At 53.5% G+C, this 15,979-nt stretch carries 15 protein-coding genes; 6 read left to right on the forward strand and 9 right to left on the reverse strand.

Annotated features, from left to right (window positions below):
- Window positions 1-40 precede the first annotated feature (40 nt).
- Entirely contained in the window at window positions 41-448 is a 408-nt protein-coding gene (locus WNY38_RS14820; protein ID WP_342858135.1) for a group III truncated hemoglobin, read from the reverse strand.
- 274 nt (window positions 449-722) lie between these two features.
- On the opposite strand from WNY38_RS14820, the gene ileS reads away from it, so the two are divergent.
- Complete coding sequence (gene ileS / locus WNY38_RS14825; RefSeq protein ID WP_342858179.1) at window positions 723-3,722, forward strand: isoleucine--tRNA ligase; 3,000 nt, start codon at window positions 723-725, stop codon at window positions 3,720-3,722.
- A 100-nt stretch (window positions 3,723-3,822) separates the two neighbouring features.
- Here the strand turns inward: ileS and WNY38_RS14830 are convergent, their stop codons facing one another.
- The 6 genes from WNY38_RS14830 to fsa form a co-directional block, all read right to left on the reverse strand.
- Window positions 3,823-4,521 (reverse strand): CDP-alcohol phosphatidyltransferase family protein, encoded by a 699-nt coding sequence (locus WNY38_RS14830; RefSeq protein ID WP_342858136.1) that lies wholly within the window; start codon window positions 4,519-4,521, stop codon window positions 3,823-3,825.
- Between the two features lie 209 nt (window positions 4,522-4,730).
- Window positions 4,731-5,075 (reverse strand): hypothetical protein, encoded by a 345-nt coding sequence (locus tag WNY38_RS14835; RefSeq protein ID WP_342858137.1) that lies wholly within the window; start codon window positions 5,073-5,075, stop codon window positions 4,731-4,733.
- Between the two features lie 182 nt (window positions 5,076-5,257).
- On the reverse strand, window positions 5,258-5,398 hold the full coding sequence (locus WNY38_RS14840) for a hypothetical protein (protein WP_342858138.1): 141 nt from the start codon (window positions 5,396-5,398) through the stop codon (window positions 5,258-5,260).
- 144 nt (window positions 5,399-5,542) lie between these two features.
- Window positions 5,543-6,487 carry a tyrosine recombinase XerC gene (locus WNY38_RS14845; RefSeq protein WP_342858139.1) on the reverse strand — a complete coding sequence of 315 codons (945 nt, stop codon included), beginning with the start codon at window positions 6,485-6,487 and terminating at the stop codon, window positions 5,543-5,545.
- Window positions 6,484-7,221: a DUF484 family protein gene (locus WNY38_RS14850; protein WP_342858140.1), complete on the reverse strand. Its 738-nt coding sequence runs from the start codon at window positions 7,219-7,221 to the stop codon at window positions 6,484-6,486. Before WNY38_RS14850 ends, WNY38_RS14845 begins: the two co-directional genes overlap by 4 nt.
- A gap of 217 nt (window positions 7,222-7,438) precedes the next feature.
- A complete protein-coding gene (gene fsa / locus WNY38_RS14855; RefSeq protein WP_342858141.1) occupies window positions 7,439-8,092 on the reverse strand; it encodes a fructose-6-phosphate aldolase in 654 nt (217 codons plus the stop codon).
- 125 nt (window positions 8,093-8,217) lie between these two features.
- On the opposite strand from fsa, the gene WNY38_RS14860 reads away from it, so the two are divergent.
- Complete coding sequence (locus WNY38_RS14860) at window positions 8,218-10,413, forward strand: primosomal protein N' (RefSeq protein ID WP_342858142.1); 2,196 nt, start codon at window positions 8,218-8,220, stop codon at window positions 10,411-10,413.
- 60 nt (window positions 10,414-10,473) lie between these two features.
- On the opposite strand, the gene WNY38_RS14865 is transcribed toward WNY38_RS14860, so the two are convergent.
- Window positions 10,474-11,523 (reverse strand): YeeE/YedE family protein, encoded by a 1,050-nt coding sequence (locus tag WNY38_RS14865; RefSeq protein WP_342858143.1) that lies wholly within the window; start codon window positions 11,521-11,523, stop codon window positions 10,474-10,476.
- Window positions 11,524-11,803: 280 nt separating this feature from the next.
- Here WNY38_RS14865 and WNY38_RS14870 point away from each other — a divergent pair, with 280 nt between their 5' ends.
- Both WNY38_RS14870 and msrA read left to right on the forward strand, forming a co-directional pair.
- The gene (locus WNY38_RS14870; protein WP_342858144.1) at window positions 11,804-13,027 is read left to right on the forward strand and encodes an MFS transporter; all 1,224 of its coding nucleotides are present in this window, start codon (window positions 11,804-11,806) and stop codon (window positions 13,025-13,027) included.
- Between the two features lie 116 nt (window positions 13,028-13,143).
- A complete protein-coding gene (gene msrA, locus WNY38_RS14875; protein ID WP_342858145.1) occupies window positions 13,144-13,800 on the forward strand; it encodes a peptide-methionine (S)-S-oxide reductase MsrA in 657 nt (218 codons plus the stop codon).
- 27 nt (window positions 13,801-13,827) lie between these two features.
- Here the strand turns inward: msrA and WNY38_RS14880 are convergent, their stop codons facing one another.
- Complete coding sequence (locus WNY38_RS14880; RefSeq protein WP_342858146.1) at window positions 13,828-14,241, reverse strand: hypothetical protein; 414 nt, start codon at window positions 14,239-14,241, stop codon at window positions 13,828-13,830.
- 368 nt (window positions 14,242-14,609) lie between these two features.
- On the opposite strand from WNY38_RS14880, the gene WNY38_RS14885 reads away from it, so the two are divergent.
- Together WNY38_RS14885 and WNY38_RS14890 are read left to right on the forward strand one after the other, a co-directional pair.
- Window positions 14,610-15,488: a 50S ribosomal protein L11 methyltransferase gene (locus WNY38_RS14885; RefSeq protein ID WP_342858147.1), complete on the forward strand. Its 879-nt coding sequence runs from the start codon at window positions 14,610-14,612 to the stop codon at window positions 15,486-15,488.
- 243 nt (window positions 15,489-15,731) lie between these two features.
- Window positions 15,732-15,932: a hypothetical protein gene (locus WNY38_RS14890; RefSeq protein ID WP_342858148.1), complete on the forward strand. Its 201-nt coding sequence runs from the start codon at window positions 15,732-15,734 to the stop codon at window positions 15,930-15,932.
- Window positions 15,933-15,979: the final 47 nt, after the last annotated feature.

Here is a 15,979-nt window from a genome sequence, read left to right on the forward strand (position 1 = left end):
TTGGGGCTGGTTGCGCTGATCTAGCAGCAATATCGAGTGTTTAAAAGAGTTTAGGGGCGGCCCCTTTGGGGGCATCGCGCTGATCGATACCCATTTTTAACGCGCGTCCAATACGGTGGGCCAGTGCAGACCACGCAGCGGCGGTCTCGGGCGCAACTGTGTCACAGAGCGTGTCATCAAATAGTGCCAGCCAAAGCGCGAAATGTTCGCCCTTAATGTCATGCGCCGCCATATGCGCTTGCTGTGGGTTGCCGTCAAAACTGCGATCCAACCCGATGGCGTTACGCCAAAAGCTGGCGATTTTGGCCTCATGCGGGCGCCAGTCATTCACATGATTGGCAAACACAGGTCCAAGATCAGGATGACTGCGCACGCGGGCATAGAACCGCGTCACGACTTGATCGATCTGGTCTGGCGTGATCGGGAACTTCGGCGGCAGAGGCGTCATGGCGTATCCTTTGATTGCCTGTACCCTATGCCTGTTTTTAGCCCCGTGGCATGAGGCGCTGCGCCGCAGGACAACACCTGTCAAAACACCTGCATCATAGCGCCTTTACCCCGCGCGCTGACAGACGTATAAGCGGCCCATGAGATATCTTTTGGTCGCGATTATTATTCGAATTACCAGCCCGGCGCTCTGAACTTGAGCCGCCGGGACAAGGCGTATGGACCACCGCGCCGCCCCAACCCATTCCCAGACTTATCTGACAGGATTTGACGCGATGTGCGCTGATACGCCCGATACTGCCTCGAACGAGGCGACCGACTACAAAGCAACTTTGAACTTGCCAAAAACCGACTTTCCGATGCGCGCGGGCCTGCCCAAACGCGAACCCGGTTGGTTGGACCGCTGGGCGCAAATCGGCGTCTATGACCAATTGCGCGCCAAGGGCAAAGCTGATGATCGCACGCCTTTCGTGCTGCATGATGGCCCTCCCTATGCGAACGGGCATCTGCACATCGGCCATGCGCTGAACAAAACCATCAAAGACATCATCGTGCGCTCGCATCAGATGATGGGTCATGACGCGCGTTATGTGCCCGGTTGGGATTGTCACGGTCTGCCGATTGAATGGAAGATCGAAGAACAGTACCGCGCCAAAGGCAAAGATAAAGACGACGTGCCTGTGGTGGATTTCCGCCAAGAATGCCGTAAGTTTGCGGAAAACTGGGTCGGCATTCAGCGCGAAGAATTCAAACGTATCGGCATCAACGGCAATTGGGATGACCCCTATTTGACGATGAATTTTCATGCCGAGGCTGTGATCGCCGATGAGTTCATGAAGTTCTTGATGAACGGTACTTTGTACCAAGGCTCGAAGCCTGTGATGTGGTCGCCTGTTGAGAAAACGGCCTTGGCTGAGGCCGAGATCGAATACCACGATCACAAATCGCACACGATCTGGGTGCCGTTTTCTGTGACATCTGGGTCTGATAACGACTTGGCCGATGCCCGTGTCGTGATCTGGACCACGACTCCTTGGACGATCCCATCGAATAGAGCGGTCGCCTATAATCCGAAAATCAACTACGGCCTCTTTAAAGTGACTGTGACCGAAGAGGAAAGCTGGACTGCGCCGGGCGATTTGTACGTCTTTGCTGATGCTTTGGCCGCGGAATGTCTGACCAAATCCCGCGCCACCGCTTTTGAGCGTGTGCGTGATGTGACCTCTGAAGAACTTGGCGCATTGACGCTTGCGCATCCCTTTGCTGGTCTTGAAGGTTCGAAAATTGACAGAGCCACTTTCGAAGAGCTCAATCCTTACATGGCGGATGCCGATGCATCCGACGACGTCGGTTTCTGGGACTACGACGTGCCGATGATTGATGGCGATCACGTCACCGCTGATGCCGGTACAGGTTTTGTGCACACATCGCCAAGCCACGGTGCGGACGACTATGAATGCTTCGTCGCGCGCAACTGGATGAACCGCATGACGCACAACGTTGGCGAAGAATCTGAATTCTTACCGCATGTGCCAGTTTTTGCGGGTCTGCAAGTCTTTGATCGTAAAGGCAAAGAGGGCAAAGCCAACACCACCGTGATCGCCAAACTGGTGGAAACTGGCGGCATCATCGCGCGTGGCCAAGTCAAGCACAGCTATCCACATTCTTGGCGCTCCAAAGCGCCGATTGTGTTCCGCAACACGCCGCAGTGGTTTGCCTCTGTCGACAAAAAACTTGATGACGGCATGGGCCAGTATGGCGATAGCATCCGCGAACGCGCGCTGCGCTCCATCGATGAATTGGTCACATGGACACCGCAAACAGGCCGCAATCGCCTGTATTCCATGATCGAAAGCCGTCCCGATTGGGTGCTCTCGCGTCAACGTGCTTGGGGTGTGCCTTTGTCGTGTTTCACCAAAAAAGGCCTGCTGCCAACGGACCCTGATTTCTTGCTGCGCAACGCTGATTTAAACGCGCGCATCAAGGCCGAGTTCGAAGAGCACGGGGCGGATGTCTGGTACACGGATGGGTTCAAAGAGCGCATCTTGGACGGCATCGCCAACTCTGATGACTATGACCAAGTGTTTGACGTGCTTGATGTGTGGTTCGATTCTGGTTGTACGCACGCGTTCGTTTTGCGCGACCGTGAAGACGGCACCGAAGATGGCATCGCTGACGTTTATATGGAAGGCACCGATCAACACCGTGGTTGGTTCCACTCATCGCTTTTGCAGGCTTCTGCCACCAAAGGCCGCGCACCCTATAAAAACGTTGTAACACATGGGTTTACGCTGGATCAAAAGGGCATGAAAATGTCCAAGTCCATCGGCAATACCATCGTGCCTGAAACCATCATCAAACAATACGGCGCGGATATCTTGCGTCTTTGGGTGGCGCAAGCTGACTATACCAATGACCAACGTATCGGGCCTGAGATCCTGAAAGGCACGGCGGACAGCTACCGCCGTTTGCGCAACACCATGCGTTATATGCTGGGCTCATTGGCTGATTTCTCTGACGCAGACCGCGTGGAACCTGCTGATATGCCAGAGCTTGAGCGTTGGGTTCTGCACCGTTTGGCAGAAGTCGATGAAGCCGTACAAAAAGGCTATCGCAGCTTTGATTTCTCAGGCGTGTGGCAGGCTGTGTTCACATTTGCCACTGTCGATTTGTCGGCCTTCTACTTTGATATCCGCAAAGACGCTTTGTACTGTGACGGCGATACGTTGAATCGCCGTGCAGCGCGCACTGTTTTGGACATCTTGTACCACCGCATCACCAAATGGCTGGCGCCGATCTTGGTGTTCACGATGGAAGAGGTTTGGCTTGAGCGCTTCCCGGGGGAGGCCAGCTCGATCCACCTTGAGGACTTTGTTGAGACGCCAAGTGAATGGAAAGATGAGGCTTTGGCCGCGAAATGGGCAGGCATTCGCCAAGTGCGCCGTGTCGTGACTGCGGCTTTGGAAATCCAACGCACGGAAAAAGTCATCGGCGCGTCCCTTGAAGCGGCACCTGTGGTTCATATCGAGGACGCCAGCATCGTTGCGGCGCTGAAAACGGTGTCTTTCCACGATTTGTGCATCACGTCGGGGATTTCAATCACCACCGATCCGTCACCCGATGAAGCTTTCCGTTTGACGGATGTGGCGGGTGTTGGTGTCGTGTTCGAAAAAGCGACAGGCGAGAAATGCCAGCGCTGCTGGAAAATCCTGCCAGACGTCGGAGCGCACGGTCATCCTGGTGTTTGTGGTCGGTGTGATGTCGCTTTGAGCTAAAGAATCATTATTGTACAATAAAAAGCCCCGTCTGTTTCGATGGGGCTTTTTGAATTTTAGACGGTGCTTTCAACCCAGTGGGGTATGGCTTTCGTTGTCATTATTGTTCCTTACGAAACGGTGGAATGAGTTGTTGTGCGGCGCCTGCACTTAGCAAATATAGGCTGGTCGCAATCAGGCCTGCTTCCATCCATTTGGCAGACGGGGCAATAAGCAACAGGACAGCTACAGTAATCCATGCGATTGCCGCCGGCAGGGTTGCGACACGCCATCGAACTGTACGTGTTGGATGTACAAAGCGGATCGGTAAAAACATTGCCGGTGTGAGCACCAGCATCACAGTGATCATGATCCAAACCGGGGGATCCAGAGCAAAAAATACCAACGCCACCATGTTCCAACAGCTTGGAAACCCTTCGAAACTGGCATCTTCGGTTTTCATGCGGGTGTCTGCAAAATAGAGCGCAGAGACAGTGGCCACCGTGAGTGCGCAGAGCCAGCCTGCCCAGCCAGAAATCATGCCCGACTGCACAATAGCAAAGACAGGTACGAACACATAGGTAAGAAAGTCGACCACCAGATCAAGCAAGGTCCCATCAATGCGCGGGGCGTGTGTTTTTGTATCTACTTTACGCGCCAGAGGGCCATCAATCCCATCAACGACAAGAGCAGCAAGTAGCCAAAGAAACATATGGTTCCACTCACCTTGAGCGGCGCTAAATAAAGCCAGTAAGGCCAAAGAAGCCCCCAGAGCGGTGAGGACGTGGATTGAATTGGCGAGGATCTGACGTGCATGCATACGCTTTGATGCCTGTCGCGGCACTGCGTTGCAAGTGGATGTTATGCGCGGCGACGATTGGATCAGAAGGAAGAGTGTGTGGATGACGCACTTGACGTAATCTGCTGATCGATTCGTGTATCTAAGATGCACTTTGAGTGGATCCCGTGGTTTGGCACGGGATCAGCAATGTTCTTAAACATCAAATGGTTCGAGTTGAGATATCGATGTTAGGCGGATAGTAGACTTAGGGCCGCTGAGTATCCTGCCTCAGCCGAAGATTCGGAGGACCCTGTCAGCGTTTCATCTTCGCTGTCTTCGTCGGTTTCCTCAGAAACCAAGCTGTCAAATAAAGAGGCCAAATCGGCATCTGAAGTCTCTTTGTTGCCGCCAGGTGGCGGACCGTTTGGAGGTGGTGGGCCGCCAGCGCCCTCTGTTCCGCTAGGCGGTGGGCCACCGGCAGGCGGGCCAGAGGTTTGGCTTCGTTCGGTTTCGGTTGCTTGCGCTGATGTTGATGACTGGCTTTGAAGGCTGGTCATCATCCCCATCGAAGCAGAGGTGATGGACATTGTCATTATATGATCCTTTGATCAGACGCGCGGGCGCGGGGTGCGGCTGCGCATGTCTGCCAAGGTGAACAAATTGATTTAATATCTCTTTGATGTTTAAATTAAAACTTTAACGACCATCGGTTGAATAATTTCAATTTTAATGACTTTAGCGCTGGTGGCAAACATGCTCCGAACAGCAGATGATCCTAGCCCGTTTGACGCAGATTTTCGGCCACCCTTTGACAATCTTCGTCACGTAACAGGTCGTCCTCATCGATGCCGTAGGCGGCAAGCGCTTGGGCCAATTGTGCCAGAAAATCGTCTTGTCGGATGCGGGTAAGTTGCATGTCAGGGGCGCGGTCTGGACCTATTCCAGCTGCGTCGTGATTTGAATTTATTGGGATCGTGATTCATCGGTTATAGAGCCTCCGTCGCGTTTGACTTACGGTGCCGGATAAAAGCGTGAACAAATGGTGCAGTTGAGGTGAGGTTTATACGGTTTTTGCACGTGGATGTGCAGCATCGTAGACTTCCAAAAGGCGGGCTGTATCTACGGCCGTGTAGGCTTGGGTTGTGGCCAGTGATGCGTGTCCCAACAGTTCTTGGATCGCACGCAAATCGCCACCGGCATTGAGCAAGTGGGTGGCAAAGGAATGTCGCATCGCGTGGGGCGTCACGGTTGACGGTAGACCAAGCTGCATCCGCGCCTTTTCTGTGACTTTGGAAATCAAACGCGGGTTTAAAGCCCCGCCGCGTTTGCCACGAAACAAGGCCGTGTCATCATCCAAATCAAAGGGGCAATCGCGCACATAATCAGCCACAGCACGGCGCGCGACAGGCAAAACAGGCACCAGCCGTTCTTTGTTACCTTTGCCGACGATGCGGATGGTGTCGCTGAGTGGCACGTCTTTGCCAGTCAACGACAGCGCTTCCGAAATCCGCAATCCGCAGCCATAGAGTAATGTCAAAACGGCTGCATCGCGGGTGTTGATCCACGGCTCGGTTGATTGCAGCTCAACGGTAGAAATCATGTCTTGGGCCGCATCCGCGGTAAGCGGGCGAGGCAGCTTTTTGCCAAACTTAGGTGAGCGCGCAGATAGAACGCCAGAGGCATCAAACCCGTCACGTTCTGCAATCCAGCGGGTAAATGTTTTCACCGCAGATAAAGACCGCGCCAAGGACCGCGCGCCCACGCCGCGTCCACGCTCAAACGCCATCCAAGAGCGCATATCGGAAATGGTGAGGTCGGCGATTTTGCCTGTGCCAAAGCCCGTGCCGTGATGGTTCATTAAGAACGCCAGCCATCCGGTGACATCGCTGCGATAGGCGGTGATGGTGTGCTCTGACACGTTTTTTAAAGCGCGTTGCAGGTCAAGCCACTCAAAAACAGCCATACGCAGGCCGTCTGTCAGCCCGCCTGTGGCAGCCGTGGTCATGCCAACCAGCGACGCATGGTTCTCTCGAACACGCCAGCGAAGAAGGACAAAAGATCAGTGGCTTGGGTCGGTTTGAACATATGCGGGTCTTCTGCGCCCAAGATCAACAGGCCGGGCAGGCGGCCCGAACCGAAATCAAGTTTCAAACAGGCCTCAGAGTGAATGAACCCCGTTTCGTCGCCATATATAACGTCTGTGTCAGGGGCGACTTGGCGCAATGTGACATCGCGTGCAGGGATGTTACGGCCCAGTGTCAGATAGGTATCGATGAAGCCTGGCTCAGCCGTGACCAAAACATCGCCCAATTTGCGCACCACCGGATCTTCGTCTTCGACCTTGGTTTCCAGCAAAAGCTTGATCACATCGACGCGCAAGATGTCAGCCACTTCACCTCCCAAATCGCGCAAGAAGGTTTCAAAATCCAGCGGGTCCATCATGCGCAGAATAGCGCGGTGAATTTGGTTGGTGCCGGCCAGATTTTCATAAGCGGCGGCGATGACGCCGCGATGAGTGTCTTCTAAACGATCCAAACGATCCTCAAGACGGTCCATGGCGATACCGCGTAAATCGACGATATTACTGCCGCTGCCTTTTTCGTTGGCGGCGATCAGCGCGCGCATGACATCGAGATCGTCCAAAATCATATCTGGTTCAGAAATGATTTTCTCGCGCAACTCTTCGGCCATTGGTGCCATCGTTTTGGAATGGGGGGCCGTGGGAACTTGGGTGCTCATAATTATTTTGCCTCAAACATAAGCCGGATTTTTCCGGTCTCTTGCCGTGTAATGTGACGGTTTGGGGCTTTTTACGCAAGGAAAATGCCACCTGTGTTGGGGGCATCTGTCGCGATTTGAGTCCGCAAAGCTACATCCCCTAAAATTAAAAATACCCCGCAACCGCTAGGTTGCGAGGCGTTAAATCAATTCTAAGCCCTGTCGAGGGGGCGTTTGATTAAAGAATTTTGATGCCAGCAGCTTTGATGTCTTTGACGAAGCCGTCCAAGCCTTTGTCGGTCAACACGTGGTTCGCCATGGCTTTGATCACGGCGGGTGGGGCTGTGATCACGTCTGCGCCGATTTTTGCACAATCAGAAATGTGGTTTACGGTGCGAATGGATGCAGCCAAGATTTCAGTCTCATAGCCGTAGTTGTCGTAGATGGTGCGGATGTCTTCAATCAGGTCGAGACCTTCGATGTTGATGTCATCCAAACGACCGATGAAAGGCGAGATGTATGTTGCGCCAGATTTCGCGGCCAAAAGCGCTTGGTTTGCAGAGAAACACAAAGTCACGTTGATTTTGTGACCTTCGGATGACAGCACTTTACAGGCTTTCAGGCCATCGAGTGTCAAAGGCAATTTGATCACAACGTTGTCAGCGATCTTGGCCAATTTGCGGCCTTCTTCGATCATAGTGGCGGAATCAAGCGCCACAACTTCGGCAGACACTGGACCATCAACCATGTCACAAATTTCTTTGGTGACTTCCAAAATGTCACGGCCAGATTTTGCGATCAAAGACGGGTTTGTGGTCACGCCATCGCAAAAGCCAAGGTCCATCATCTCACGGATTGCATCTACATCTGCTGTATCAACGAAAAATTTCATAGCGGAGTCCTCTGTACACCTAAAGTTTTCGCGTCTTAATAACGCAAACGAGGCCCGTGAGAAAGGGTCTTATCTGCAAAAGCGGCACTGGCGTGGGGCTGGCAAACCCCGTATGAAATAAGACCATGACGCAGACCAATTTTTTCCCCCAAGGTGCGCTGGTCGCGGTGCTTACAACCGAGCCGCTGGACCGCCCGCTGGACTATAAATCCCCCGAAGGCGGCTGCTATTTGGGCGATTTTGTGCAGGTGCCGCTTGGGCCGCGCAAGGTTTTAGGCTGCGTTTGGGGCACCGGGCGCGGCGGTTTTGATTTAAGCAAAGCGCGTGCCATTTCGAACATCTTGGATGTGGCCCCGATGAGCACCGACATGATGACGTTTTTGACCCGCGTCGGGGCGTATACTTTGACGCCGATGCCCGCGATGTTGCGGCTTGCCACCCGCGTGCCGGGCTTGGTTGATCCGCCGTCGATGCGCAAAGTGTACCGGCTTGGTACGGGTGAGATGCCGCGCGAGACAGACGCGCGCAGGCGGGTGATCGCGACCTTGAAGGAAACACCAAACCTGTCGTTCACATTGAAAGAGCTAGCCGAACATGTGGGCGTGGGCACGGCTGTGATCAAAGGCATGGTGCCTTCGGGTGCTGTTTTGGAGCAAGACAGCCCTCGCGATTTGGAATTCCCCCGCCTTGATCCCCACGCCAGCGGCAAGACTTTGAGCGAGGATCAGGCCGCAGCCTCAGCCGCTTTGCGCAGTGCCGTGGCCTCGGAGCGTTATTCCACAACCTTGCTCAAAGGCGTCACCGGATCGGGCAAAACCGAAGTCTATTTGGAAGCCGTGGCGGAATGTTTGGCCAAAGGACGCCAAGCTTTGGTGCTGTTGCCTGAGATCGCTTTGACGTCTGAATTTTTGGATCGCGTCGAAGAGCGCTTTGGATCAAAACCTGCCGAATGGCATTCTGGCGTGACCATGACCGAACGCCGCCGCGTGTGGAAAATGGTCGGTTCTGGTGGCGCGCAGATGGTAATTGGCGCGCGCTCTGCACTGTTTTTGCCCTATCAAAATCTGGGGCTTATTGTTGTGGATGAAGAACACGACACATCCTACAAACAAGAAGAGGGCGTGTTGTACAATGCCCGCGACATGTCGGTGCTGCGCGCGTCGTTGTGTTCTGCTACGGTCGTTTTGGCCTCTGCCACGCCCAGCCTTGAGACTTGGGCCAACGTAGAAGCTGGCAAATACAAACGACTTGATCTGGAAAGCCGCTTTGGCCCCGCCGTGATGCCCGAGATGCGCGCGCTGGATATGCGGGTGGAGACGCTTGCGGCCACGCGGTTCATTTCAGATCAACTTGTATCCGAGGTCAACAAACGTGTGGAGAAAGGCGAGCAGTCTTTGCTGTTCATCAACCGTCGTGGCTATGCCCCTGTCACCATTTGTCGGGCCTGCGGGCATCAGATTGCTTGCGACCATTGCGATGCGCGCATGGTCGAACATCGGTTTTTGAAACGCCTGATGTGCCACCAATGTGGTGAGACGAAAGAGATGCCAACCGTGTGCCCGTCGTGCAAAGTCGAAGGGCGTTTGGCTCCTGTTGGCCCTGGGGTGGAACGCTTGGCTGAGGAAGTCGTCGAAAAATTCCCCGATGCGAAAGTGGCTGTTTTGTCCTCTGACCTGTTCGGCTCTGCGCGGGCCCTCAAAGAACAAATCAAACTGATTGCAAATGGCGACACAGATATCATTATCGGCACGCAGCTGGTCGCCAAAGGCCATAACTTTCCCAACCTCACTTTGGTGGGCGTTATCGATGCGGATTTGGGCCTGCAAGGGTCTGACCTGCGCGCCGCAGAACGGACATTCCAGTTGATGCGCCAAGTTGCCGGACGGGCAGGGCGGGCCGAGAAACGTGGCACGGCTTTGATGCAGACATACCAACCCGAACACCCCGTGATCCGCGCGATTTTGGCGGGCGATGAGGAAGGCTTTTGGAAGGCAGAAGCCGCAGAGCGCAAAATGGCTGGCGTGCCGCCTTACGGGCGCATGGCGGGGATCATTCTGTCTGGGCCTGATTTGGGCGATGTCTCTCGCGCAGCCAGTGATATGGCGCGCAATATTGCGCCTTTGCAAAAAGTTGGCGCGATGGTGTTTGGGCCCGCGCCCGCGCCCATTGCCCGCGTGCGCGGCAAACATCGCGTGCGGTTGCTGGTGAAAGCTGAGAAGACTGCACCATTGCAAGGGGCGCTCAGCCGTTGGGCCGCTGGGGTGCGATTGCCCAAAAACGTCAAGCTTCAGATCGATATTGATCCGCAGAGCTTTTGGTAAGTTGAGCTGGTCACTCTAGCCCAGTCTAAATTGGCCCCGTCTAAATTAGCCAAGCCTGATTTAGCCAAGTCTGATTTTGAACAGATGCGTGGTCACAATCGCGCCGATCCACATGCACAAAAGCGCCAGCCAAGCGGTGGCGGCAAAGACTGATCCGCCGGTGACGCCCGCGCCAATTGCACAGCCCCCTGCCAGCATCGCACCAAATCCCATCAACACAGCTCCGATCATCGCGCTGCGCATCACGGGCACGCTATCAAAGGCTTGCCAGCGAAATTCTCCTGCGGTCAAGGATGCTAAAAACGCCCCAAGCACCACGCCTGGAACCAGCCCTATATCAAATTCTAACACTGCGTTGCGGTCTAAAAAGAACATCAATGTATTGGCAGAGGGTCCAGAAAACGTGGCTGAGGTGATGGGCACGGGGTCAAAGGCGACTTGCGCCAGCGACCATGTGAGCATCCAGCCGACCGCCACGGAAAAGCCCACACCTGAGGCAAAGATCCACGTTTTCGGCCCGATCTGGTGACGTTTTGCCAAGTACAGCGCCAAACCGGCTGTGACCAAACCAAGCGCCATGCCTGAGTGTTGCGGCAGATGTAAAGCGTTCAACAGGTTGACGTTTTCTCCATTCGGTGTGATCCAAAGCATCGCCAATGTGTCACGGTAAGGGGCGAGCATCCCGTGTAGGCTCATCTGCGCTGTGACCGCGAAAATCAGGCCTGACACGACGCAACGTAGGTTGCCCGTGGACGCCAAAACCAGCAATCGCCCCGAACAGCCGCGCGCCAAGACCATGCCGGCGCCGAACATCAGCCCGCCGATCACGGCCCCCGACCATGATCCTGTCACGGCCATGATCCGCGCGTCTGATCCGCGAAACAACCCAAGCATTTCGGCCCCTTGGACCCAGACAAGGGCTGTAGAAAAGGTCAGCAACCAGACGGCCACACGGGGACCCATTAGACCGCGGGCAAATTCGACAGTGGCGGCGCGCAGGCAAAAGCGTGATCGCTGTGCCGAGACGCCAAAGATGACGCCGGTGATCAGGCCGAACAACGTGGCTGTGGGCGCGTCTCCGATGCTTTCTACGAGGGTGAGTGTGTCCATAGCCCTGTCCTTGAAACGGGTTTTGACCACCGTGACGGCTTGGGGGATTGCGCGCATTGATCTGGATCACATTAAATTCAGATGTCAGAATGTGATTGCCCAATTCGCACCAGAGCCGCCGATAAAGTCATCGCCGACAGGAAAAAGCATATTCGAATTCAATTTCAAACCGAGGGTTTGAAACACGTAAAAGCTAAACTCAATGAGAGCGGGCGTCTTGTGAGGCGAATGTTAAGAAATTTATCTTTTCAGTTCACTCTTTAAGGCCTAAACGACTGGCATGAGAAAAGTCATATCCACATCCCAAGCCGAGCGTTTTCCGTTTTGGCGTCGCCCAATTTTTTTACTGTTTTTGATGGCTTTCGCGATGCCGATTGCCTTCAACACATGGAGTGCTTTGCTAAATAATTTCGTGATCGAAGTGGCGGATTTTACGGGTGTTGAAATCGGCTGGCTGCACACCATTCGCGAAATCCCTGGCTTTTTGGCCGTTGGCGTTATCGCGCTGCTGATGCTCATTCGTGAGCAGGTATTGGGGCTAGTCGCCCTGCTTATGTTAGGGATTGCGACGGCGTTGACGGCCTATTTCCCGTCTTTTGGCGGCATCTTGACGTTGACCATGCTTTCGTCCATCGGCTTTCACTATTATGAAACCGTTAATCAATCTTTGCAGCTGCAATGGATCGATAAAGAGCGCGCCCCACAAGTGATCGGCTGGCTGATGGCCACTGGGTCTGCGGCGTCACTTCTGGCCTATGGCGTTTTGGTTTTGACGTGGAAAGCCTTCGATTTGTCATATGCTTTGGTCTATATGGTCGGTGGCGGAATTACCGCACTTATTGCGATCTATGCCTTGGTGGCTTTCCCGCAATTTGAATCGCCTACACCACAATTGAAGACATTTGTGCTGCGCCGCCGCTACTGGTTGTATTACGCTTTGAAGTTCATGGCGGGCGCACGCAGGCAGATTTTTGTGGTCTTCGCCGCCTTCATGATGGTCGAAAAATTTGGCTTTGATGTGCACAAAGTGACATCACTGTTCATGATCAATTTCGTGATCAACATGGTGCTGGCCCCTTTGATGGGCCGTCTTGTGGGGGCGCGGGGAGAACGCTTTGTCTTGCTGCTGGAATACGCCGGATTGATCTTGGTGTTTTTGGCCTACGGCGGGTTGTACTGGCTGGGTTGGGGTGTTGTGGTCGCCTCTGTATTATATGTGGTCGACCACATGTTGTTTGGCTTGGCCTTTGCTTTGAAAACCTATTTCCAAAAAATCGCAGACCCGCAAGACATCGCGCCAACGGCTGCCGTGGCCTTTACCATCAACCACATCGCGGCAGTATTTTTGCCAGCGTCTTTGGGATATTTGTGGATCGTCTCGCCGTCAGGCGTGTTCATTTTTGCCGCTTGTATGGCTGGGGTGTCTTTTGGATTGGGTCTATTGATCCCGCGCCATCCATCCAAAGGGAACGAGACTTTGCTGACGGGGCGTTTTAAGGCGTAGACGTGAGAGGGCGCGGAGGTTTACTTTGACGCACAACTGCGTGAACCTTAGTGGCAACTCTTGGTGCTTGGCGGCGCGCGCCCTATATGTGTGTGACATCAAACAAGGACCGGCATATGTTTTCGCTCTTTTCCAAATCTACGCCCGCGACCCCTGACACAGCCTTGCCCGGACGCGACACATCCATTGCAACAGCGCAGGACCATTTCGTTTTCGGTACGCCTTTGAAAGCTGACGTCGCCGATGGCCACCAAGTTGTCCTGTTTGGCATGGGTTGCTTTTGGGGCGTCGAGCGGATTTTTTGGTCACTTGATGGCGTGGTGAACACAGCCGTTGGTTATGCCGCAGGGATCACGCCAAACCCGACCTATAAAGAAGTGTGCTCTGGTCAAACCGGCCACAACGAAGTGGTGCGGGTTGTGTTCGATCCTGCGCGTCTGAGCTTTGAGGCCTTGTTGAAAACCTTTTGGGAAGGCCATGATCCGACCCAAGGCATGCGCCAAGGCAATGATCGCGGCACGCAGTATCGTTCCGGCATTTACATCACCAACGACGCGCAGATGACAGCCGCCCAAGACAGTCAGGCGGCTTACGCACCCGCGTTGATCAAAACGGGGCATGGCGCGATCACCACTGAGATTTTGGCAGCACCCACGTTTTATTATGCTGAGGACTATCACCAGCAATATCTGGCCAAGAACCCTGAAGGATACTGCGGTATTGGCGGGACTGGGGTGAGCTGTCCGATTGGTTTGGGAACGATGTCAGATTGAGCCGGATTTGACAGTCTTGCGCACTGTCTATCTGTTTATGGCTTCAAGGATGGGATGGTAAACAATGTCAAAAGGTGGCTTGTCCGATACATTTGCCAAAATGCCCAAAAACGACAGCAAAAGACCCGCTATGAACATGGTCACACCGAGTTTAAGGTTCTGCACGCGTCGCCCAAGGCTGAAGTTCAAAGCCTTTGCTGCGGACCAAGCGGCACCCATAAAAGCCGCGCAGACAAAAAAAGCATATAGCGGGCTGCCCCAGATAAGCGCTTTCGCAAGTACATCAAGGCCGAACGAGTCGCTTTGAGCGGAATTCATTTCTACAAGGTATAATCCTTGTTCCAAAATGACTTGCCACAGATAAAAACCGATACCGAACGGAAATACCACATTCAACGCTGAAAAATATTGTCGCGAACGTGTAGCAGTGTCGTAATACATGAGGTTATGCCTACTTTAAATTCGTTAAAAAAACAATATTCAAACAAAAGAAAACGCTTAACATATTATTATCTGGTACTTAATATGGGTATTGGCAAGCGGGAAATCGAGTTTTGATCTTTGATTTACAAAATCATCACAATGTGGATTGTGATTTAGCAAATTTGTCTTCATTGCTCAAAATAAAAGCGTAAAATAAATCCGCTCACATAAACTGTTCATGCCATCGTGCAGGGTGCCCACCGGCCAGTCCACTGCTCAGGTTTGGTAAAAGAATTTTTGGCTGCTGCGACATGGCATTAGAAAAGCCATAGACCAAACCGCACCAAAACTGTTTAAGCGGTGATAATTCCAAAAGGAGAGCCGCCATGCCCACATTCACAGCCTTTACCAAAACAAACGGACGCCTGTCTGCCGAGGCGATTTCAGAAGTCCTTGAGACGTTGATCCCTGAGCCCATTGGCGTCGGCGTGTTCGAAACCGAAGACGGTTCTGGCTTATGGGAAGTGGGAGCATACTTTACTGAAGCGCCCGATGTCGTCAGACTTGCGCTGATCGCGGCGTCAAATGACGCCAAGGATTTCGTCATCTCTGAATTGCCTGACACCGATTGGGTCGCCAAAGTGCGTCGCGATTTGGCGCCGGTCGAGGCGGGACGCTTCTTTGTTTATGGCTCGCATGATGCGGACAAATTGCCAGATGATAAAATCGGTCTTTTGATTGAGGCGGCGATGGCCTTTGGCACGGGGCACCACGGCACAACATTGGGGTGCTTGCGCGCTTTTGATCGATTGCTCACCCAAGGCGGCACTTATCTCAATGTGGCTGACATCGGTTGCGGGACTGCCGTTTTGGCGATGGCGGCTGCTAAGGTGAACGACACGCCGGCCTATGCGTCTGACATCGATGAAGTGGCCGTGGCTGTGGCGCAAAGCAATGTCGTTGCCAATGATCTGGGCGATCAAGTGATCTGTCTTGAGGCCGCTGGCTTTAACCATGAACAGCTTGCCGCCAAAGCACCGTTTGATTTGGTCTTCGCGAACATCCTCAAAGGCCCGCTTGTGGCGCTGGCACCAGACGTCGCAGCTCATACCAAAGAGGGTGGCGCTGTGATTCTGTCAGGGATTCTCAATCCGCAAGCCGCTGATGTTATTGAGGTTTATACACGAAACGGGTTCAATCTTATCCATCATGAGCAGATTGTTGACTGGTCCACCTTAACTTTGACAAAAAGTGCTTCAAACTGACCTCAAATTTCTAATTTTCGCCTTTTTTGCCCCATTCTTGCCACATTTGGCCGCAATAAAGACATTGTCGGTGGGGGCCGGTATGAGGGTGTTGCAATGGCCTATGAGGGTTCACAGCAATTAGAAAAAAGACTGACTCGGATCGAGGTAAAGCGCCGTTCGATCGCCAAGGGTGCAGTCTATTCGGTTAACCAAGATGGGCTGATTATTTCACGTCCTCGTCGCACAGGCCTTCGTTTCCCAATGCGGGGTTTATTTTTCGCGATTGCAGCTCTGATAATGTTCAAAGTTGGTGTTCTGGCGGCTCTTGGTGCAGCAACCTATGCTGATCGCATCGATTTATTGAATGAAGGCACAGTCCTCGAGCGCGCTGGTGCTTGGGTGATGGCTGCGGATCCCGCCACAATGTGGATGGCAACGCAAGTCAAACTGTTTCTGTCCTAATTTACGATTTCCTTTGGGCACGTTCTGGCGAGTTTCCCCACAGCCGT

It is taken from the genome of Pacificibacter sp. AS14, from assembly GCF_038899935.1.
In the GTDB taxonomy this organism is placed as follows: Bacteria; Pseudomonadota; Alphaproteobacteria; order Rhodobacterales; family Rhodobacteraceae; genus Celeribacter.

Excerpts from the sequence above, each read along its gene's own strand:
- WNY38_RS14820 (WP_342858135.1), bottom strand. The coding sequence starts at position 448 with ATGACGCCTCTGCCGCCGAAGTTCCCGATCACGCCAGACCAGATCGAT.
- ileS (WP_342858179.1), top strand. The coding sequence starts at position 723 with ATGTGCGCTGATACGCCCGATACTGCCTCGAACGAGGCGACCGACTAC.
- WNY38_RS14830 (WP_342858136.1), bottom strand. The coding sequence starts at position 4,521 with ATGCATGCACGTCAGATCCTCGCCAATTCAATCCACGTCCTCACCGCT.
- WNY38_RS14835 (WP_342858137.1), bottom strand. The coding sequence starts at position 5,075 with ATGACAATGTCCATCACCTCTGCTTCGATGGGGATGATGACCAGCCTT.
- WNY38_RS14840 (WP_342858138.1), bottom strand. The coding sequence starts at position 5,398 with ATGCAACTTACCCGCATCCGACAAGACGATTTTCTGGCACAATTGGCC.
- WNY38_RS14845 (WP_342858139.1), bottom strand. The coding sequence starts at position 6,487 with ATGACCACGGCTGCCACAGGCGGGCTGACAGACGGCCTGCGTATGGCT.
- WNY38_RS14850 (WP_342858140.1), bottom strand. The coding sequence starts at position 7,221 with ATGAGCACCCAAGTTCCCACGGCCCCCCATTCCAAAACGATGGCACCA.
- fsa (WP_342858141.1), bottom strand. The coding sequence starts at position 8,092 with ATGAAATTTTTCGTTGATACAGCAGATGTAGATGCAATCCGTGAGATG.
- WNY38_RS14860 (WP_342858142.1), top strand. The coding sequence starts at position 8,218 with ATGACGCAGACCAATTTTTTCCCCCAAGGTGCGCTGGTCGCGGTGCTT.
- WNY38_RS14865 (WP_342858143.1), bottom strand. The coding sequence starts at position 11,523 with ATGGACACACTCACCCTCGTAGAAAGCATCGGAGACGCGCCCACAGCC.
- WNY38_RS14870 (WP_342858144.1), top strand. The coding sequence starts at position 11,804 with ATGAGAAAAGTCATATCCACATCCCAAGCCGAGCGTTTTCCGTTTTGG.
- msrA (WP_342858145.1), top strand. The coding sequence starts at position 13,144 with ATGTTTTCGCTCTTTTCCAAATCTACGCCCGCGACCCCTGACACAGCC.
- WNY38_RS14880 (WP_342858146.1), bottom strand. The coding sequence starts at position 14,241 with ATGTATTACGACACTGCTACACGTTCGCGACAATATTTTTCAGCGTTG.
- WNY38_RS14885 (WP_342858147.1), top strand. The coding sequence starts at position 14,610 with ATGCCCACATTCACAGCCTTTACCAAAACAAACGGACGCCTGTCTGCC.
- WNY38_RS14890 (WP_342858148.1), top strand. The coding sequence starts at position 15,732 with ATGCGGGGTTTATTTTTCGCGATTGCAGCTCTGATAATGTTCAAAGTT.